General features: G+C 37.3%; 16 protein-coding genes and 1 pseudogene. All 17 read left to right on the plus strand.

Annotated features, from left to right (window positions below; genetic code table 11):
• Positions 1 to 164: 164 nt before the first annotated feature.
• Positions 165 to 396: pseudogene (gene tnpA / locus IGJ45_RS04770) on the plus strand (IS200/IS605 family transposase); the annotation flags it as partial.
• Positions 397 to 1406: 1010 nt separating this feature from the next.
• Positions 1407 to 6671 (plus strand): Rib/alpha-like domain-containing protein, encoded by a 5265-nt coding sequence (locus IGJ45_RS04775; RefSeq protein ID WP_438768658.1) that lies wholly within the window; start codon positions 1407 to 1409, stop codon positions 6669 to 6671.
• A 230-nt stretch (positions 6672 to 6901) separates the two neighbouring features.
• Positions 6902 to 7303 carry an RNA polymerase sigma factor gene (locus IGJ45_RS04780; RefSeq protein WP_060814974.1) on the plus strand — a complete coding sequence of 134 codons (402 nt, stop codon included), beginning with the start codon at positions 6902 to 6904 and terminating at the stop codon, positions 7301 to 7303.
• Positions 7297 to 7542 (plus strand): helix-turn-helix domain-containing protein, encoded by a 246-nt coding sequence (locus tag IGJ45_RS04785; RefSeq protein WP_060814973.1) that lies wholly within the window; start codon positions 7297 to 7299, stop codon positions 7540 to 7542. The genes IGJ45_RS04780 and IGJ45_RS04785 overlap by 7 nt, the downstream gene beginning before the upstream one ends.
• 351 nt (positions 7543 to 7893) lie before the next feature.
• Positions 7894 to 8205 (plus strand): helix-turn-helix transcriptional regulator, encoded by a 312-nt coding sequence (locus tag IGJ45_RS04790; RefSeq protein WP_060814999.1) that lies wholly within the window; start codon positions 7894 to 7896, stop codon positions 8203 to 8205.
• A 102-nt stretch (positions 8206 to 8307) separates the two neighbouring features.
• Positions 8308 to 9486, plus strand: coding sequence for a tyrosine-type recombinase/integrase (locus IGJ45_RS04795; RefSeq protein ID WP_060814972.1), 1179 nt, complete (start codon positions 8308 to 8310; stop codon positions 9484 to 9486).
• A 423-nt stretch (positions 9487 to 9909) separates the two neighbouring features.
• Complete coding sequence (locus IGJ45_RS04800; RefSeq protein WP_005471944.1) at positions 9910 to 10749, plus strand: MBL fold metallo-hydrolase; 840 nt, start codon at positions 9910 to 9912, stop codon at positions 10747 to 10749.
• Between the two features lie 157 nt (positions 10750 to 10906).
• Positions 10907 to 11608 (plus strand): hypothetical protein, encoded by a 702-nt coding sequence (locus IGJ45_RS04805; RefSeq protein WP_156232654.1) that lies wholly within the window; start codon positions 10907 to 10909, stop codon positions 11606 to 11608.
• A 652-nt stretch (positions 11609 to 12260) separates the two neighbouring features.
• A complete protein-coding gene (locus IGJ45_RS04810) occupies positions 12261 to 12995 on the plus strand; it encodes a GntR family transcriptional regulator (RefSeq protein WP_060814969.1) in 735 nt (244 codons plus the stop codon).
• A 15-nt stretch (positions 12996 to 13010) separates the two neighbouring features.
• The gene (locus tag IGJ45_RS04815; RefSeq protein ID WP_081131261.1) at positions 13011 to 14180 is read left to right on the plus strand and encodes an SIS domain-containing protein; all 1170 of its coding nucleotides are present in this window, start codon (positions 13011 to 13013) and stop codon (positions 14178 to 14180) included.
• A 15-nt stretch (positions 14181 to 14195) separates the two neighbouring features.
• Positions 14196 to 15191, plus strand: a complete 996-nt coding sequence (lacD, locus tag IGJ45_RS04820; protein WP_005471951.1) for a tagatose-bisphosphate aldolase — start codon at positions 14196 to 14198, stop codon at positions 15189 to 15191.
• A 46-nt stretch (positions 15192 to 15237) separates the two neighbouring features.
• On the plus strand, positions 15238 to 17019 hold the full coding sequence (locus IGJ45_RS04825) for a glycoside hydrolase family 35 protein (protein WP_409532075.1): 1782 nt from the start codon (positions 15238 to 15240) through the stop codon (positions 17017 to 17019).
• The gene (locus IGJ45_RS04830; protein ID WP_003127719.1) at positions 17016 to 17495 is read left to right on the plus strand and encodes a PTS system mannose/fructose/N-acetylgalactosamine-transporter subunit IIB; all 480 of its coding nucleotides are present in this window, start codon (positions 17016 to 17018) and stop codon (positions 17493 to 17495) included. The genes IGJ45_RS04825 and IGJ45_RS04830 overlap by 4 nt, the downstream gene beginning before the upstream one ends.
• Positions 17496 to 17505: 10 nt before the next feature.
• Positions 17506 to 18393: a PTS mannose/fructose/sorbose/N-acetylgalactosamine transporter subunit IIC gene (locus tag IGJ45_RS04835; protein WP_409532073.1), complete on the plus strand. Its 888-nt coding sequence runs from the start codon at positions 17506 to 17508 to the stop codon at positions 18391 to 18393.
• Positions 18383 to 19189 carry a PTS system mannose/fructose/sorbose family transporter subunit IID gene (locus IGJ45_RS04840; protein ID WP_409532072.1) on the plus strand — a complete coding sequence of 269 codons (807 nt, stop codon included), beginning with the start codon at positions 18383 to 18385 and terminating at the stop codon, positions 19187 to 19189. The genes IGJ45_RS04835 and IGJ45_RS04840 overlap by 11 nt, the downstream gene beginning before the upstream one ends.
• Positions 19190 to 19211: 22 nt before the next feature.
• On the plus strand, positions 19212 to 19616 hold the full coding sequence (locus IGJ45_RS04845) for a PTS sugar transporter subunit IIA (RefSeq protein ID WP_003127723.1): 405 nt from the start codon (positions 19212 to 19214) through the stop codon (positions 19614 to 19616).
• 182 nt (positions 19617 to 19798) lie between these two features.
• Positions 19799 to 20224, plus strand: coding sequence for an Rrf2 family transcriptional regulator (locus IGJ45_RS04850; protein ID WP_423121645.1), 426 nt, complete (start codon positions 19799 to 19801; stop codon positions 20222 to 20224).
• The last annotated feature ends 127 nt before the right edge of the window (positions 20225 to 20351 follow it).

A 20351-nucleotide genomic window follows, 5' to 3' on the forward strand; every position in this document is an offset into this window, starting at 1 on the left:
AATACTCTTTTAGTTATTAACTTTAGTCAGTCTCGTTCGCGTAGCGTACGAAACAAAAAAACACGCATTTCTGTGCGTGGACGAAATAGCTTTAGCGATAAAAAACTCCTTTCGATATACTAATAATGGCTACTAACCGCATATCAGATCGAAAGGAGTTTCTAATGTTTACCGACGATAAAAGTGTAGCACATACGAGATGGAATTGTAAGTATCATATTTTCTTTATCCAAAGTATCGACGAAAAGTGATTTATGGAAAGTTAAGAGTAGGTATTGGTCAGATATTAAGAAAATTGTGTGAGATGAAAGATATTGAAATCATTAAAGCTCATGTTATATTCATTTGTTAGTAAGAATAACGTCAAAAAATAGTATTTCCAGTTTTATGGGTTACTAAAAAGACGTCACTGATCAATTTAGAAAGGTAAATATATTCTGGTAATAAAGATAGACTGAACCCCGTAAAAACCTCATTGCAACGAATCAAGGAAAGACGCTTTTGCTTCTCCCTTGATTGGGCACATTCTTTGATTTTGATTTTTGATATTGATTATATCTTTTAATTCGCCATAGTTATTTATGCAATAAAGAACTAAATTTTCTAAGAATAGACTTTCTAGATTCTTTATTTTCAGCTTTTACTAAAATGAAGTCATCCTATCCATTTTATTCAAAACAAATTTTTTAATAAGAAAGATCTGTTCTTTTTCTTTGAAGGAAAAGAAAAAGAAAACGTGAAAAGAAACTTATGCAATCTATACTGCTAATAACCTCTATAAGATCGTTGTATATTGATATTATTATCATGTTTATTTTAGGAAGAATACTATGAGTTAAGTTTTTAATAAGAAATGTCGAGTTTATGAACCTTTTTTCAAAGTTGAAAAATTTCTTTATTTGATAATGGCGATCAGCATCTTTTAGAATGGATGCAATGGTTAAACTGATTGTTGAGTATATAATCACTTGTTTGTTTTTATTTATCTTTTCCCCACTATATGGTTAGTAGTCAGCCACTTTAGAAAGAGTTTTAGCTGTTTTTTACTTGAGGAACATCATTTTATTGGCAGTCTTATTTGACTTATTAAGTGAATTTATATTAAAAAAATTCGTTTTTACTCATAATAATCTCTACTAAGATTCCTCCTTTATTTGAGTATCATTCTCATTTGATTATAAATTAAATCCTTCCCTTTATTATTATCAACGAGAAAAAAGGTTAAATGAATACAAAAGAAATAGATCTTTTGTGACTAATAAAAAGTGAACGTTCATATTGAAAATATTATAAATTTAATTTAACATATAAATTGAGAAAGGGAATCTATTCTAACCTTTCTTATAAAATGAACGTTCGTTTTTAGGTTTTCTTTTTGATAACTTTTTATGTTAGGAGGATAAAGTATGTTTTATCAAAGAAGCGAGAAGAAGTTTAAGTACGCAATTAAAAAGAAAAAAGGAGGAGGTGGAGCGGCTTCTTTCATTATCGGTGCAATGTTTTTAGGAATAGGATTAATTTCTTGTCCTACAGTTTCTTTTGCTAGTGAAACAACGGAGATAAATCAATCAACTGAAATCCAATCTACTTTGAATAATTCTATTCTAAAAGAAAGTAATTCAGAAGAAAAACAAAATATTGATGTGTCGGAAGATAGTGCTATAAATAAAGATCTAGAACTAGCTTCGAAAGCAACCATTTCTGAATCAGAAAATTCATTTGGTGAAACTACTAACAATCAAGAAAATACAAATTTATCTGAAGATAGTATTGAAGTTCAGTCAGAGAGTATTATTCAAAAGGAAGTCTTGACTGATAATGATGCTATTCAACAATTAGAAGTACATCCTCATGAAGATAGCGATGATGCTGCTTTAGTTGAGAATCAGATGACAAGAGTTACAGAAGAAAGTATAAAAAGCAATACTTCACAAGTAGATAAAGATACGACAGTTTTATCTAATACAACAAGGGACTTAGTTAATTTAGAAGATACTGCTATAGAAAATGTTACTCCACAAAAAACGATCAAAAAAGATAGTATTTCTTTATTAGAGGAAAATAATTCATCATCAGCATCAAGAACTTTACGTAGAAGTGTTAGGAGTCTTGATGTTCAAACTGGAGAAAACTTTTTAGAAGATTGGGCACTACCAGACAATTCTAACATTTCTGGAAGTTTGATTACTCAGACTGGAATTACTTATGTGGGTGTAAAAACTGATGATCCCACTCAATTACATTTGAAAATGGCTTACAGAGCTGCAGCAACGCCTGCTTCAATTGATTGGATTTATCTTCGTGTGGATCCAGAGCTTACGAAATATATTGAAGAAATTAACATAAAAAATACCGTAAACATCGGTGCACAAGTTGGGTACCAACGATATTTTGAAAAAGTAGATACTAATACATTGAGCAATGTAAATACTTTTGGAACTCCGACAGGTGTAAGTGATGCTTATGCACAAGTAGATCAAAAAACTGGCGGAATCTATCGTGTGTTATTAGATAAATTTTTCATACGTATTCCGGGCACGAATCCTAAGAGTCGAGGCGCGCTATCTGGAAACTGGGGGGTATTTCCATCTGTTCCTCTCGAGGCTGAAAGATATGAAGCGAATATCTATATAAAATTATCGAAAGATGTCGCAGAGTTACAGCAAGAGCTTGGAAGGGATAAGTTTGGTGTTCAACTTCGTTTACAAGGTCAATCAAGTTCTGGTGTTGCAACTATTGCTAAAGAAAGTTTAAATAAAAATACTATTATTGATCTATCAAAACAGGAGTCAATTGAAAATAATTCAAATTGGTTAAACTCACCATCTGTGCATACAATTACTACTACTTATGAAGGAAAGCAAATGGGGAGCGATGGTCAGTTCAGTAATACTCTCGAAGGAACTGATAAAAGTCTGATTAGGGTTCAGAATACAATCATGAATAATCTTTTATATGGAACGGCACTTGATTTAGGTCGACCTGTTTCATTTAATATTGAGATTGATCCACAAATATTAAATTTAGTTTCAGATGATGATTATATTACGATTTGGCAAGTATACAGAGAAAGTAGTATCAACCATCATGACGGTGGATCAAATGCACCTGTCATGTTGAAAAAGAATATGTTTGTAGATAATAAAATTAAAATTGAAGTCAACAAAGATAAAGCGGGTCAGTATGAAAACGGAGTTTACTATGTGAATGCGGTTGAAAGTTTTATGAATACTGTGAGTTCCTCTCCATTTGTTGGTGCAAACTTTATTGATATTCCTGTTATGCCTAAACCTTTAATTGAAGATGAAGGTCAATTGGTATCAGCAGAAATTAAAACATGGTTTACGGATAAAAAAAATGATCAAGAGAGGGTAGTAAGAAACTCACTTGCTTCAAGTTATATTAATTTATTCCCTACTACTATTAATTTCTATGATTATTCAACCAAAGATACAGAACAATTATTGAAGTTACGTGAATCAACCTATTTAGTTTCTACGTTTGGTCAAGAAATTAATGGAATGGATATGGGGGAAACATACGAAATTAGTAATTATGAGTTTGTGACTGCCGATCCTGAAAGTTTAATAATTACACAAAAAGATGGAAATGTCATTAATTTATATTATAAGAAACTTTCTAGTGATGCTGAATTTTATGAACCAGAAGTAGAAAAAGAAGAAGTCAACTATGGAGAAACGATTGATCTGACGGATAATGTAACTAATCTGGAAGAGTTGCCGGAAGGCACGAAAGTGAACGATGTTACACCAGAAGGTGTCATTGATACAACCCAGCCAGGTGAGTATGAAGGAACGATAGAAGTTACGTACCCAGATGGAACAAAAGATACAGTGAAAGTTCCAGTGGAAGTAGTGGACAATCGAAATGATGCTGAAAAATATACTCCAGAAGTAGAAAAAGAAGAAGTCAACTACGGAGGAACGATTGATCTGACGGATAATGTAACTAACTTGGAAGAGTTGCCGGAAGGCACGAAAGTGAACGATGTTACACCAGAAGGTGTCATTGATACAACCCAGCCAGGTGAGTATGAAGGAACGATAGAAGTTACGTATCCAGATGGAACAAAAGATACAGTGAAAGTTCCAGTGGAAGTAGTGGACAATCGAAATGATGCTGAAAAATATACTCCAGAAGTAGAAAAAGAAGAAGTCAACTACGGAGGAACGATTGATCTGACGGATAATGTAACTAACTTGGAAGAGTTGCCGGAAGGCACGAAAGTGAACGATGCTACACCAGAAGGTGTCATTGATACAACCCAGCCAGGTGAGTATGAAGGAACGATAGAAGTTACGTATCCAGATGGAACAAAAGATACAGTGAAAGTTCCAGTGGAAGTAGTGGACAATCGAAATGATGCTGAAAAATATACTCCAGAAGTAGAAAAAGAAGAAGTCAACTATGGAGAAACGATTGATCTGACGGATAATGTAACTAATCTGGAAGAGTTGCCGGAAGGCACGAAAGTGAACGATGCTACACCAGAAGGTGTCATTGATACAACCCAGCCAGGTGAGTATGAAGGAACGATAGAAGTTACGTATCCAGATGGAACAAAAGATACAGTGAAAGTTCCAGTGGAAGTAGTGGACAATCGAAATGATGCTGAAAAATATACTCCAGAAGTAGAAAAAGAAGAAGTCAACTACGGAGGAACGATTGATCTGACGGATAATGTAACTAACTTGGAAGAGTTGCCGGAAGGCACGAAAGTGAACGATGCTACACCAGAAGGTGTCATTGATACAACCCAGCCAGGTGAGTATGAAGGAACGATAGAAGTTACGTATCCAGATGGAACAAAAGATACAGTGAAAGTTCCAGTGGAAGTAGTGGACAATCGAAATGATGCTGAAAAATATACTCCAGAAGTAGAAAAAGAAGAAGTCAACTACGGAGGAACGATTGATCTGACGGATAATGTAACTAACTTGGAAGAGTTGCCGGAAGGCACGAAAGTGAACGATGCTACACCAGAAGGTGTCATTGATACAACCCAGCCAGGTGAGTATGAAGGAACGATAGAAGTTACGTATCCAGATGGATCAAGTACAACAGTTAAGGTACCAGTAACAGTCAAAGATAAAGTAGATTGGGTAGAAATCAAACCAATTCCAACAATTGAACCAGAACAAATCATGCCAGAAGAAGTTCATAAAGGAGAAGGAGTTGACCTAACGGACAACATTCTCAATCTTCCAGAAGGAAGTAAAGTGGAAGTCGTCACCCCAGTGGACACTACACAAGTAGGTGAACATAAAGGAGAAGTGAAAGTCACCTTCCCAGATGGATCAAGTACAACGGTTAAGGTACCAGTAACAGTCAAAGATAAAGTAGATTGGGTAGAAATCAAACCAATTCCAACAATTGAACCAGAACAAATCATGCCAGAAGAAGTTCATAAAGGAGAAGGAGTTGACCTAACGGACAACATTCTCAATCTTCCAGAAGGAAGTAAAGTGGAAGTCGTCACCCCAGTGGACACTACACAAGTAGGTGAACATAAAGGAGAAGTGAAAGTCACCTTCCCAGATGGATCAAGTACAACGGTTAAGGTACCAGTAACAGTCAAAGATAAAGTAGATTGGGTAGAAATCAAACCAATTCCAACAATTGAACCAGAACAAATCATGCCAGAAGAAGTTCATAAAGGAGAAGGAGTTGACCTAACGGACAACATTCTCAATCTTCCAGAAGGAAGTAAAGTGGAAGTCGTTACCCCAGTGGACACTACACAAGTAGGTGAACATAAAGGAGAAGTGAAAGTCACCTTCCCAGATGGATCAAGTACAACGGTTAAGGTACCAGTAACAGTCAAAGATAAAGTAGATTGGGTAGAAATCAAACCAATTCCAACAATTGAACCAGAACAAATCATGCCAGAAGAAGTTCATAAAGGAGAAGGAGTTGACCTAACGGACAACATTCTCAATCTTCCAGAAGGAAGTAAAGTGGAAGTCGTTACCCCAGTGGACACTACACAAGTAGGTGAACATAAAGGAGAAGTGAAAGTCACCTTCCCAGATGGATCAAGTACAACGGTTAAGGTACCAGTAACAGTCAAAGATAAAGTAGATTGGGTAGAAATCAAACCAATTCCAACAATTGAACCAGAACAAATCATGCCAGAAGAAGTTCATAAAGGAGAAGGAGTTGACCTAACGGACAACATTCTCAATCTTCCAGAAGGAAGTAAAGTGGAAGTCGTTACCCCAGTGGACACTACACAAGTAGGTGAACATAAAGGAGAAGTGAAAGTCACCTTCCCAGATGGATCAAGTACAACGGTTAAGGTACCAGTAACAGTCAAAGATAAAGTAGATTGGGTAGAAATCAAACCAATTCCAACAATTGAACCAGAACAAATCATGCCAGAAGAAGTTCATAAAGGAGAAGGAGTTGACCTAACGGACAACATTCTCAATCTTCCAGAAGGAAGTAAAGTGGAAGTCGTCACCCCAGTGGACACTACACAAGTAGGGAAACAAGCTAAAAAAGCGAAAATGTTACCCAAAACAGGTGAAGAGGATACAAATATGATTACTATCTTTGGTGGTCTTCTATTGTTGGGAAGTTTAGGCCTAATTGATTATAAAAAGAGAGAGTCTAAAAAATCATCAAGTAGAATAGAAAGATCAAAATGATTACCCACTACCGAAAGAAGGATGATTATCAATATCAAATTTTAACTATAAAAGTAATTTGGCTTTTGCAAGGAATACTCAAAAACGATTAGTGATACTAATCGTTTTTTTTTTTTTTTTTTGAGAATGAAATTCCACCTAAAAAGTATGATTATTTTTTTAGTTTTTTCGAAAAAAAGGCACTCTCTGATTGTTGTATTAGTGGAAAGGGGAAAAGGAGCATATTTATCGTGCAACAAAACTACAATGAGAAATCTATACAACACCAATTTGATGCCTACTGCAAAAAAGTATTACGAAACGAAGCTAAGTCTATTCGAAAACGAAACACTAGAATAAAAGATAATGAGGAACCACTGAATGATGTAAATGAAGGGAAGTATCCACAAACTAATTTTGATGAACAAGATGTCTATTTCTTATTTGGAATGGAGATATTAATTTCAGATCAGAAGTTATCAGCAGCAATTGATCAGTTATCGGATATAAGAAGGAAGATTATTCTACTTTATTATTTTGCCGATTTTAATGATGCTGAAATCGGTAGAATTCTCAATATGAGTACAAGTGGTATCTGGTATCAACGAACGAAGGCAGTTGAACAATTGAAAATGGGGTATGACCTATGGTAGATAAACCCAAAAAATGGCAGTATCCATTAGTTCCACTATCTATTATCCTATCTGCTCTAGAAGAAGATCCAATTTCGATCAAGATGATACTCAAACATTATCATAATTATATAGCTAAGTTATGTTTAACAAATGGATTTAATGAGGTGGGGCAATTTATTACCTATGTGGATGAATATATGCTAAGGCAATTAGAAGTTAAATTAATAGAAGCTATATTGAAATTTAAAGTTAACTAGCTAAAAACTCCCCTTTCTACTTTTTCTACCAAAAAGAGTCTTCTAATACTTTAGATTAGCGGATTCTTTTAGGTAGAAAACCTATTGTTCATTGAAAAATAAATATATTCTATCAGTACGTTAACACTTCAAGGAGCATATTTTAGTTACGCCATGATCTCTTATTATAAAGAAGGAGCGATAAATATTCTAAAATAATTTTTATAGTCAATAAAAAGCGATGATTTGAGGTTGGGATAATGATACTTCCGTAAGGCTCGCCGTAAACTTGGGGAGAGGTGAAATTCCTATGTGCTTTTGACAAAGGCAGCTGATAGATTAATCCTTAATAATAGAAGGGAAGAGATAATCATGTCAAAGAATAACAATAAAAATAATTCATCAGAGTTAGAAAATTGTTTATTTAATCCCAAAAAGCTAGAGGATTCTATCAATAAAGTAAAGAGAATAAATGACCTACCGTTAGTTTTAACAAATAAAGATCTAAAAGAACAATTTCAAATAAGTGATAGTACTTTAAATCGTCTTATAAAACTAGATAATTTTCCAAGATGCTGGTTTGGCATCAAAGGGCATTACCTTAGAGATGATATTTTGGAGTGGATAAAAAAAGGAAAGGAAGAATACTTTTGTGATCAGTTTCGTTTATTACGAGAATTGTAGAATTTATTTTTTCGTCTGTATATTGTATAATTATTTTATAAATAGAAAGATTTTCAAGAGTTTCCGATTGTTGGGTTCCTTCATAATTGGGGGTAAAAACAAATGGAAAATATGAGTCGTTTTAAAAAACATATTACTGCAACAGGAAAAATTACTTGGTACTTTCAGGCTTTTCGAACTACGAGACGAGGTTTTAATTCTAAGCGTGAGGCTCAGCTAGCTTATCTTGAAATGGAAAAACAACACAGAAATAAGCAAAAAAGAATTGCTAGTAATGATAAATTCAATGTGGTTAGTCAAAAGTGGTTTGAATATTATCGATCACTAAACGAACAAAAGAGGGCAACATATGATAAGCGAGAAGAACAGGTAAAAATACTTAATCGATGGATTGGTGATAAAAAATTAAGCAGTTTATCTTCAGAAGAACTACAAAAATTCCTTTTTATTTTAAAAGAAAAAGGAATTGACGGCATTGATGTTGGTTATGCTAAAAATAGTTTACAATCTCTTGTTCAAGTTCTAAATATGATTTTTAAATATTGTAAGAAAAAGAATTTGATAAATGAAAATCCAATGGAGTTTGTAAAAATGCCTAAGTATCAGTTAACAGTTGAAGATTTAAAAGAGTCTGTTAATAGTTTAGAAGATAAGTTTTTAACAGTAGATGAATTGCGAACTTTTTTAAATTATGGGATCATTTATGAAGAATTACCCATGTCTGTTCTTTTTCATGTTTTGTTTTATACTGGGTGTCGTGTGAGTGAAGCACTTGCTTTACAACCTCAAGATATAGATTTTGAACGAAATGAAATCTTATTTTATAAGCAGACGGCAGTAAAAGGAAAAAGCAAAGATTTTCGAATTGAAACTACAAAATCTGTTAGTTCTGCTAGAAGAGTACCTGTCACACCGTTAGTAATGGAGAAATTGCACGAATTAATTGATGTATTAAATAAAACAAAAAGAAATAGCAATTTTGTTGTAGACGAGACTTATTTATTTGTTTATCTTGATCCTGGTAAGCGTGGAGTTCCTTATCGTCGTGAATATGTAAATGACCACGTTAAGCGCTGTGTAGAGAGATGTGGAATCAACAAAAATTTCCATACTCATCTGGCTCGTCATACGATGGCTAGTTTAGTAGCTGAGTATTGCAGTTGGGATGTTTTAAAGGATCGTTTAGGTCATACAGATAGTACAACTTCAAAAATATATCGGCATTTAACATCAAACGAAAGAATAAAGCCTTTGCTTGCTTTTGATTCATTAGAAAATTAGATTTTGGCAGAAGTGCAGGTATTTTAGAATCTAAAATAGGTGTTGTGACTATGCTTTAGTCAAAGTGTAGTCAGAAAAAGAGAAAAACTTTTATATCAATACTTTAATGACTTTTCACAAGTATCAAAGAAATTCGTCGTTAATCATTTATTATCAGATGAAGCAAAAGCCCTTGTTTTCAAGGGCTTTTTTCTTTTGGTCAGGAGGGGTCTATCATTTGCTTTAATACCTTATGCGCAAGTAAATAAGGCTGATCATGTAGCTGCATGTTTTTTAACAGTATCCCGAAAATTGTCTTTTGTTCTGACTGAGGATTCGATTGAATCCGAAGAAAAGTTTGATTAGAATCTCGAAAAAGTCATGAAAGTCGATAAAAATTATGCTATACCTAAACAAAGATAAAAATTGAAATGAGGGATGAGGATGAAAGTCACTTATTTGGGTACTGCTGCGGCAGAACGTGTTCCAGCCATATTTTGTAATTGTAGGATCTGCCGTCATGCGATGGAGAAAAAAGGCCGGGAGATTCGGACCCAAACGCAAGCGTTGTTGGATGATGGCAAGCTTTTGATCGATTTTCCTGGGGACAGTTACCTGCACCGATTGAGTGGTCGAGTGGATTATAATCGCGTCGAAGCATTATTGCTGACCCACTGGCACTCAGATCATTTTTACGGAGAAGATTTAGCTTATCGAATGTCCGGATATGCCAATGGGATCACGACTCAATTGGCTGTCTATGGCAATGCCTATGTGAAAGGTTTTTATGACCGAGCGTTCCAATTGGAAGGACGTTACGATGAACAACGCCTGACGTATCATCTTTTGGAAGCGTATCAAAAAACATGGATCAATGGCTATGAAGTGTATTCTTTACCGGCACAACATGGTCATTTTGCCGAAGATTGTTTTATCTATGTCATCAAAGATCCAACAGGCAAAACACTTCTCTATGGACACGATACAGGCTACTTGACGGAAGAGATGTTTGCTTTTTTAGAAGCAAATAAGTTTATTTTTGATTGTGTATCAATGGATTGCACGGGGCAGACCAATGCTGACCAGATGGCCAATCATATGAATTGGTCGCAAAATATTCAAATGAAACAGGAGCTGATGGATCGCAAGTTAGCGACTGAAAAGACGATCTTTGTCGCCAATCATTTCTCTCACAATGGAGGGAGAACCTATCAAGAGATGGCAGATCTCTCAGCTTCAGAAATGATCATTACCGCATATGACGGGTTGGAGATCCATCTTTAATCCGTCTGACGATTAATTCATGAATACTGAATGTCAACAACTCATAAGGGAGGCAAACAATAAAAATAGATCATGAAAATAGCGTGTTAAGTGGGAAACGATGTCCAGCGAGATTTAGGTGCTAGAGAAATGAGTAAATAAAGAGGAATGATTTTTCATGAGAAATCAGAAATTTGAATACTATATGCGAGAATTAAACCTGATTAAAAGACAAAACTGGATTGAAAATGACCTATATCATCTAGTTGCGGAAATGATTAAGGCTGGCAAAAATATGTCTAGGCTATCTTTAAGAGATGTAAGCTTGCGAAGTAGGAGTCCAAAAGGTCAGATATTCTATGGCTTATCTTCATTTCCTGATTTTGTCATCTTGGATGAACGGTTTGATAATTCAGATAATCTTGCCGGGGGAAGTGTAAATATAGCGAATAAAAATTTGATTTATGGCTGCGTTGAAGTAAAAAATGTCGATGAGAAGCTATTAGATCTAGAATCAATCGATCTAATATCAGAATTTGAGAAAGCAAAAAAACCAGGAAATGAACTGAATCAAGATTTAGGCCAACTCTTAGGACAAATACTATGGTTTAAAAAAGTTTTGTATACAAATGGTAATATATGGAAATTCTACAAACGAACAAGTCAAGAAACAGATAACTTTCTTACTGACAAATGTATAGAAAAGTTATTTGAGGATCGTATGAAAAATGAGGCCCCTGATTACAAATGGTATGCAGGACTAAATGACGATAATTTAAAGATTGAAAAAGTTTTTGAGTTTGTCTTAGAGAGTGATATAAAAAAAGAAGTATGGGAAGAATTTCTAAATAGCTTATATTCGATTAACTGGGAAGGATAAAGATGCTATTGTGAAAGAATAATCATCTTTTAGAAATGAATCAGGTTGTTTTACTTGCGGCTCAATGGATTGCAGGGGGCAGAAACATGCTGATTCAATGGTCAATCATATCACAATAGTCGAATGAAGCAAGAATGGATGGATCTCAAGGGATTGACTGAAAAAGGGATCTCTGTTGCCAATTACTTCTCACAATGGGTGAACTTATCAGCAAATAACGGATCTCTCAGCTTCAGAAATGATTATTACCGCATATGACAGGGGTGGAGAGCTATCTTTGAGCCACTTGGAAATCGTCTAGCACGTATAACGCTATCGTCAGTTTAATAAGCGAGTTGAGGACCTATATTTGATCTCCTCGATTCGCTTTTTTTGATAGTCTGAGATAAACCGCTTGCTGATGAAGGAGTGTAGCTAATAAAAAAAAGATACCAGTTGAAGTGCGAAAAAGAAAAAAATAGAAGTTGTTCTTGAATGAAAATAGTTGGAAAATCATTTTTCATTTTCTTTTATGCCTGTTAAAGTCAATGATACCAATCATATTAACAAGACCAAAAATGAAAATACAAAAAAAACTGATCTTAGTATTGACTCATAAAAAATACCACTACTATACTCGTATTGTGGTTATAACCAGTTAGGAGAGACATCGATGCAAAATACATTTCAATCAAAATCACTTTATTATCAGCTGGTAGAAATATTGAAACAACGAATCGAAAACAGTATGGTCGCTCATGATAAGCTGCCATCAGAAAGAGAGTTGACCAGTTTTTATGGCGTTAGTCGCACGACGGTGCGACTAGCCTTGCAAGAACTGGAAAAAATGGGCTACATTTATCGACAACATGGAAAAGGAACCTTTGTTTCGGAATTAAGGACAAATGCGACTGATCTAGCTGGCGCATATAGTTTTACCGAACAAATGCGGGCAATGGGCAAACATCCTGAAACCAAGATATTGGCCTTCAAGAAGATTGAAGCAACCAAGTATTTAGCGGGGCATATGAATGTTCAATTAGGTGAACCTTTGTTTCAGTTAGACCGTTTGCGTTTAGCCGACGATCTGCCAATGATGATCGAGAAATCCTATTTGCCAGTGAAGCTATTTATGACACTATCTCGGGAACTGCTATCGATAAAACCGTTATACGATTTGTTTTCTGAAGATTTCAATCAAATGGTACGATCGGCTGACGAAGAATTTTATGCCAGTATTGCCCAGAAAGAAGATAGTGAGCTGCTAAATATTCCAGAAGGATCACCAGTGCTCCATTTAGTTCGCTCAACCTATAATCTCGAGAACGAAGTAATTGAATTTACATTAAGTGTGGCACGGGCCGATAAGTTTCATTATAAGATCAGGCATCTGCGTTCCACTAACTGAATTGGAGGAAAGAAAATGTTTATGTTGTCAAAAGAAGAACTGCAAAAGCTAGGAGCAGAAAATACTACCCGAGAAATTCGACAACAACCGGAACTGTGGCATGAGACGTTTGACCGTTATCAAGAAACAGTCGCAGATCTAGATCGTTTGTTTACGGATGCGAAACAACATGCTGGAGAGCGACCGATCCGCGTCATTTTTACAGGGGCCGGAACCTCTCAATATGTGGGGGATACACTAATTCCGTTTCTTACTAGTCAAGGAAATACGAATCAGTTCATTTTTCAAAGTATTGGTTCGACCGATATCGTTGCTACGCCAAAAGAATACCTGATTCCTGATGAGACAACGATCTTGGTCTCATTTGCCCGCAGTGGAAATAGTCCAGAAAGTCTAGCCGCAGTTAAGATGGCCAATCAGCTGGTCAACAAGATCTATCATATCGTGATCACCTGTGCACCAGACGGATTATTGGCTACACAAATGCCTACAAAAAAAGAAAATCTAGTTTTACTAATGCCAAACAAAGCCAATGACGCTGGTTTTGCTATGACAAGCAGTTTCAGCTGTATGACGCTGACTGCGCTACTTATTTTTGATCAAGCAAGCAATCAGCAAAAAGAAAGATATGTTCATCAATTAAGCCGACTAGGAGAAGAAGTCATCCAACGAGAATCAGAGATCCAAGGGTATCTGGCATCAGACTTTCATCGCATCATTTACTTAGGTTCGGGAAGCTTAGGCGGATTGACTAGAGAAGCACAATTAAAAGTTCTCGAGTTAACTGCTGGAAAAATCGCAACCGTTTTTGATACATCTTTAGGATTCAGACATGGTCCCAAATCTTTTGTCAATGAGCAAACATTGGTTTTCCTGTTTGTCAGCAATGACTCATATACGCAGAAATACGATGTAGATATGCTGGACGAAATCAAAAATGACGGTATTGCCCAACGCGTTGTTGGAATTGGTCAAAAGGGTTCATTGTTTAGTGGTGATTCCTTTGAGTTAGCTGCAGATTCGTTACTGCCGGATGGCTATCTTGCTTTAGCAGATATCATGGTAGCCCAAACGATCGCATTACTTTGTTCGGTGAAGGTTGGTAATACACCAGATACACCATCGCCAAGTGGAACAGTCAATCGTGTGGTCAAAGGTGTAACGATTTATCCATATGAAAATTAGGAAAGAGTGTGAAGCATGTTAGAATGGTCCGAAAATAAAAGACAAGCAATGGAACGTTTATCGACGCCGGAAGGCATTATTACCGCCCTGGCGATTGATCAGCGTGGTGCACTGAAGAAAATGATGTCAGCTTTAGGGATGGAAGCGACGAAAGAAACGATTGAGCGGTTTAAAACCCTGATTTCACAAGAATTGACGCCCTATGCCTCAGCCATTTTATTGGATCCAGAATATGGGTTGCCTGCTGCACAAAAACGTGCAGCAGAGAGCGGTCTTTTGCTAGCATATGAGAAAACCGGTTACGATCAAACCGTTCCTGGTCGCTTTCCTGATTTGCTTCCGGATTGTTCAGTTATTCGGTTTAAAGAATCAGGTGCTGATGCGGTGAAATTTTTGCTGTATTACGATTGCGATGAAGAAGAGGAAATCAATTTTCACAAGCAAGTTTTTGTTGAACGAATTGGAAGCGAATGCATGGCTGAAGGACTGCCATTTTATTTAGAGTTATTGTCATATGATGCTAAAAATGTAGATACGAAATCGCTTTCCTATGCCAAAGCAAAACCGCGCAAAGTGATCGAAATGATGAAAGAATTCTCGAAAACCCAGTATAAAGTAGATGTCTTAAAGGTTGAAGTACCAGTAAACATGTCATTTGTTGAAGGGGGTGCAACAGGGGAGATCGCCTATACACGTCAAGAAGCTGCCGCTTATTTTAAAGAACAAAGCGACGCAACAGATTTGCCATATATCTTCTTAAGTGCTGGGGTCTCAGCGGCATTATTCATGGAAACATTGCGTTTTGCCAAAGATGCTGGGGCACGATTCAACGGTGTACTCTGTGGCAGAGCAACTTGGAAAGATGCAGTCGCTCCTTTTGTTGAAAAAGGAGAAGCGGCAACTTTAGAATGGCTGACAGAACAAGGGACACAAAACATTCGTCAATTGAATGAAGTGATAAGAGAAACTGCCGTTTCGTGGCATGAGAAAGTAGTACAACCAGTCCAATAGAGCAATTCACCTTGCAAAGCTGACTACTAATGAATGGGAGCAGAACATGGCTACGTTTGAAATAAAAGAAGAGTTTTTAATGAATGGTTCTCCTTTTAAACTACTATCTGGTGCGATTCATTATTTTCGGGTCCATCCGGATGATTGGGAGCACTCTCTTTATAATTTGAAAGCGCTTGGATTTAATACCGTCGAAACCTATGTGCCTTGGAATTTGCACGAACCGCATAAAGGGTTATTTCAGTTTGAAGGCATTCTTGATTTAGAGCATTTTTTGTCCTTGGCACAAGAGCTTGGTCTGTATGTCATCCTGCGACCTTCTCCATATATATGCGCCGAATGGGAATTCGGCGGGTTACCTGCTTGGCTACTAAAGGAGTCTGGACGATTAAGAGCATGTGATCCGAGCTATTTAGCGCATGTGGCGGAATACTACGATGTATTACTTCCAAAAATCATTCCCTACCAGTTGAGTCATGGAGGGAACATTCTAATGATCCAAGTGGAAAACGAATATGGGTCATATGGTGAAGAAAAAGCTTATTTGAGAGCTATCAAAGAAATGCTGATAAACCGTGGCATTGATATGCCTTTATTTACTTCGGATGGTCCTTGGCAAGCCGCCTTACGAGCTGGCAGCTTGATTGAAGATGATGTATTGGTCACAGGGAATTTTGGTTCCCGGGCAAAAGAAAACTTTGCAGCGATGCAGGATTTTTTTGATCAGCACAACAAAAAATGGCCTTTGATGTGTATGGAATTCTGGGATGGCTGGTTCAATCGCTGGAATGAACCAATTATTCGGAGAGACCCAGATGATCTCGCTGAATCAGTCAAAGAAGCTTTGGAAATCGGTAGTGTCAATTTATATATGTTTCACGGGGGAACTAATTTTGGATTTATGAATGGTTGTTCGGCTAGAGGCGCAGTCGATTTACCGCAGGTCACTTCCTATGACTACGATGCACCATTGGATGAGCAAGGGAATCCGACAGCAAAGTATTACGCATTGCAGAAAATGCTAAAAGAACATTTTCCAGAATATGAACAGCACGAACCGCGCAGCAAAACATCTCTATCAATGGAACTTCAACTACAAGATAAAGTCAGTTTGTTTTCTGTTATCGATCAAATCAGTCAGTCGGTCAAGACGGTTTATCCGCAAACGATGGAACAATTGGACCATCCTTATGGCTATTTGTTGTACCGCACGAAGAAACGGCGGGACGCGGAAACAGAAAAGCTCCGGATCATTGATGGAAATGATCGTGCCCAGATTTTCTTGAATGAAACATTCCTTGCAACGCAATATCAAGGAGAAATTGGTGAAGACTTATTGATTAAGCAAGCGGCAGAAGAAAATCAATTGGATATTCTAGTAGAAAATATGGGGCGAGTCAACTATGGACATAAGCTGACAGCAGAGACCCAGCGAAAAGGGATTCGTAGAGGTGTGATGGCTGATCTGCACTTTGTGACCAACTGGACTCATTACTGGCTAGACTTCAGTAAGTCATCAGCAATTGATTTTACGCGGGACTGGCATCCAGAACAACCCGGGTTTTATCGTTATTCCTTTGTGCTAGAGGAAAAAAGAGATACTTTTATTGATTTGACAGGATTCGGCAAAGGAGTTGTTCTGGTCAACAATGTCACTGTTGGACGCTTTTGGGAAGTGGGCCCAATTTTATCATTGTACGTACCAAGCGGATTTTTGAATCACGGGGAAAATACAATCATTATTTTTGAAACGGAGGGCTGCTTTGCAAAAGAAGTACATTTGAGAAAAGAACCGGTTTATAAAACGATGGAGGCGAAAAAAGTATGAGTATTATTGGTGTACGTATTGATGGACGATTGATTCATGGACAAGTGGCAAACTTATGGACGACCAAGCTGAATATTAGCCGAATTATGGTTGTGGACGACGATGTAGCAGAAAATCCAATCGAAAAGAGTGGCTTGAAATTAGCAACGCCTGCAGGGGTCAAGTTAAGTATCTTGCCGATTGAGAAAGCAGCTGCCAATATTTTGGCTGGAAGATATGATTCTCAACGGTTGTTGATTGTTGCTAAAAAACCTGACCGTTTGCTCAAACTAGTGGAATTAGGTGTGCCGATCACTGAAATAAATGTTGGAAACATGTCCCAAACAGCTGAAACAAAGTCTATTACCAAGTCAATCAATGTTGTTCCCGCAGATATTGCTGATTTCAAAGAACTTGCTAGCAAAGGTGTGAAACTTTTTGCACAAATGGTCCCTAGCGATAAAGCTGAAAACTTTATGAGCCTTTTAGAAAGATAGGAGAATCAATATGGAAATTCATTGGTGGCAAATTTTATTATTATCATTATATGCAGGTTATCAGATTCTAGATGAATTACAGATCTATTCTTCAATGAGTGCGCCCGTTTTTGCTGGTCTTTTTTCAGGGTTAGTGATGGGAGATATCACAACCGGTTTATTGATTGGTGGTAGTATGCAACTGACAGTCCTTGGTGTAGGAACTTTTGGCGGTGCTTCGCGGATCGACGCCAATTCGGGAACGGTTTTGGCCACGGCATTCTCTGTTGCATTAGGAATGGATCCAGAACAGGCAATTGCTGCAATTGCTGTACCGGTAGCTAGTTTGATGATTCAATTAGATATTTTAGCTCGTTTTGCGAATACGTATTTTGCTCATAGAATCGATACCCACGTGGAAAATATGAATTTCAAAGCCATCGAACGAAACTTTTTGTTGGGCGCAGCACCGTGGGCGCTATCACGACTTGTTCCTGTATTTCTCGCGTTGGCTTTCGGTGGCGGATTAGTCGAAAACGTTGTTAGTTATTTGAATGGTGATTTAAAGTGGTTAGGCGATGGATTATCCGTTGCCGGAGCAGTCTTACCAGCTGTAGGTTTTGCAATTTTACTTCGTTATTTACCAGTAAAAAAACATTTTCCTTATCTTATTTTAGGCTTTGTTTTGACAGCATTATTAACAACGGTATTTAGCAATATCCAACTATTGGGCAGCAGTGTAGCAAGTGTTGTAAAAGATTTCAGCGGTACCTTCAACGCATTACCAATGTTGGCAATCGCACTAATTGGTTTCGCACTTGCCGCTATCAGCTACAAAAATGGACAAGCACGTCCAGCAACTAATACCGCACAAAACGAGCAGCATTCGGAAGGAGAGATTGAAGACGATGAAATCTAATGTTAAATTAACGAAAAAAGACTTCCAACAAATCAATCGGCGCAGCCTATTTGGTTTCCAACTAGGATGGAACTATGAACGGATGCAAGGCTCAGGTTACTTGTACACCATTTTGCCGCAACTACGTAAAATCTATGGGGACAACACCCCTGAATTAAAAGAAATGATGAAAACGCATACACAGTTTTTTAATACATCAAATTTCTTCAATACCATTATCACGGGGATTGATCTAGCGATCGAAGAAAAAGAGGGATTTCAGGCAAAAGATACCATTTCAGGGTTGAAAGCCGGGTTGATGGGACCTTTCGCAGCGATCGGTGATTCGATTTTCGCAGCCCTAGTGCCAACGATTTTTGGTGCATTGGCTGCGAATATGGCCATCAATGGAAATCCGATCGGCATCTTTATCTGGATCGCTGCACAAATCGTAGTCATGATCTTTCGTTGGAAACAACTGGAATTTGCTTATAAAGAAGGTATTTCCCTTGTGACAACCATGCAAAGCCGCTTAACAGCATTAACAGATGCAGCGACATTACTGGGTGTTTTTATGGTAGGAGCATTAGTGGCAACAATGGTCAATGTAAAATTTGCTTGGGCACCAAGTATTGGTGAGGTCACATTGAATATGCAAAACAATATTGATATGATTTTGCCGAGGCTCTTACCAGCAGCTATTGTCGGCATTGTCTATTGGATGTTAGGAAAGAAAAACATGACATCAACCAAAGCAATTTTCGTCGTATTGATCGTCAGTGTGGCACTGTCGGCGTTAGGAGTTGTTTCGAAGTAGATGGAAAGTAGGTAGGAAGTTGATGGAAAAGCAATTAGTCTTGATTAGTCATGGCCGGTTTTGTGAAGAATTGAAAAAAAGTACAGAAATGATCATGGGGCCTCAGTCAGAGATCCAGACAGTCCCATTATTACCAGAAGAAGGTGCCGATGATTTTCGCCAAAAACTAGCAGCTGTCATCGCTGACAGTCAAAACCCTGTGGTCTTTGCTGATCTGCTAGGAGGAACCCCATGCAATGCGGCTTCTCGGTTAATCATGGAAGGTGCGACATTTGAGCTGTATGCAGGAATGAATATGCCGATGGTGATTGGCTTCCTCAACCGCACATTGACAGGAGATCCATTGGATTATGAACAATTTGGTAAAGAGAATATCCAACATGTCAACACGCTTCTCACTGCAGTAGCAGATTTTGAAGAAGATTAAGCAGAGACAAAGACATTAGAAGTTGATCAGCAAAGAAAAACCGGCATTAGCTGTACTTCTTACCTATCACCTATTTGCCTTAACCAAACGACAAAAAGCGCTGAAAAGCCCCAACTCTTTGAACAATTCCCTAAAAAAAGGTATGATAACTAAAAGTATATTTTTGAAGGGACATCAAAGGGATGAAGTACTCAACGAAATACAGCGATGCCATTCATATTCTGGCCTATATTGAAATGTTGAAGGGAACCGATCTATCCAGTGATCGAATTGCTCAAAGTGTCGAGACCAATCCAGCCTATGTCCGCCGAATCATGAGTGATTTGCGAACAGCTGGCTTGATTGAGAGTCAACGGGGAAAAGCTGAACCTAAATTACTAAAAAAATCCGAAGAGATCACTTTGCTAGACATTTATTCAAGTGTTGAAAAGGACCAACGATTGTTGCATATTGACAAAAAAACCAATCCTAATTGTTTGATTGGCGGTAGCATTCAGGAAGTTCTAGATGAGACCTATGAGCGTCTGCAAAAAAAAATTGAGTTAGAGATGCAACAGATCACACTAGCAGATATCATAGATAAACTCAATGTGGCTGCTGAAAAATGAAGAGAGACAGCTCCGTTTCAAAAGCAAATGCTTGACGAAAAGGAGCTTTCTTTTTATAATCAACATGTAACCTTAAAAGTTACATGTGTTTTTCTACATGTACAAGTTTAAAGATGAAAGGAAGAGA

Origin of the sequence: Enterococcus sp. DIV0574 (assembly GCF_051711125.1) — a bacterium.
GTDB classification, from domain to species: Bacteria; Bacillota; Bacilli; order Lactobacillales; family Enterococcaceae; genus Enterococcus_D; species Enterococcus_D gallinarum.

Coding starts and splice junctions, on each gene's coding strand:
- IGJ45_RS04775 (WP_438768658.1), top strand. CDS start 1,407: ATGTTTTATCAAAGAAGCGAGAAGAAGTTTAAGTACGCAATTAAAAAG.
- IGJ45_RS04785 (WP_060814973.1), top strand. CDS start 7,297: ATGGTAGATAAACCCAAAAAATGGCAGTATCCATTAGTTCCACTATCT.
- IGJ45_RS04790 (WP_060814999.1), top strand. CDS start 7,894: ATGTCAAAGAATAACAATAAAAATAATTCATCAGAGTTAGAAAATTGT.
- IGJ45_RS04795 (WP_060814972.1), top strand. CDS start 8,308: ATGGAAAATATGAGTCGTTTTAAAAAACATATTACTGCAACAGGAAAA.
- IGJ45_RS04800 (WP_005471944.1), top strand. CDS start 9,910: ATGAAAGTCACTTATTTGGGTACTGCTGCGGCAGAACGTGTTCCAGCC.
- IGJ45_RS04805 (WP_156232654.1), top strand. CDS start 10,907: ATGAGAAATCAGAAATTTGAATACTATATGCGAGAATTAAACCTGATT.
- IGJ45_RS04810 (WP_060814969.1), top strand. CDS start 12,261: ATGCAAAATACATTTCAATCAAAATCACTTTATTATCAGCTGGTAGAA.
- IGJ45_RS04815 (WP_081131261.1), top strand. CDS start 13,011: ATGTTTATGTTGTCAAAAGAAGAACTGCAAAAGCTAGGAGCAGAAAAT.
- lacD (WP_005471951.1), top strand. CDS start 14,196: ATGTTAGAATGGTCCGAAAATAAAAGACAAGCAATGGAACGTTTATCG.
- IGJ45_RS04825 (WP_409532075.1), top strand. CDS start 15,238: ATGGCTACGTTTGAAATAAAAGAAGAGTTTTTAATGAATGGTTCTCCT.
- IGJ45_RS04830 (WP_003127719.1), top strand. CDS start 17,016: ATGAGTATTATTGGTGTACGTATTGATGGACGATTGATTCATGGACAA.
- IGJ45_RS04835 (WP_409532073.1), top strand. CDS start 17,506: ATGGAAATTCATTGGTGGCAAATTTTATTATTATCATTATATGCAGGT.
- IGJ45_RS04840 (WP_409532072.1), top strand. CDS start 18,383: ATGAAATCTAATGTTAAATTAACGAAAAAAGACTTCCAACAAATCAAT.
- IGJ45_RS04845 (WP_003127723.1), top strand. CDS start 19,212: ATGGAAAAGCAATTAGTCTTGATTAGTCATGGCCGGTTTTGTGAAGAA.
- IGJ45_RS04850 (WP_423121645.1), top strand. CDS start 19,799: ATGAAGTACTCAACGAAATACAGCGATGCCATTCATATTCTGGCCTAT.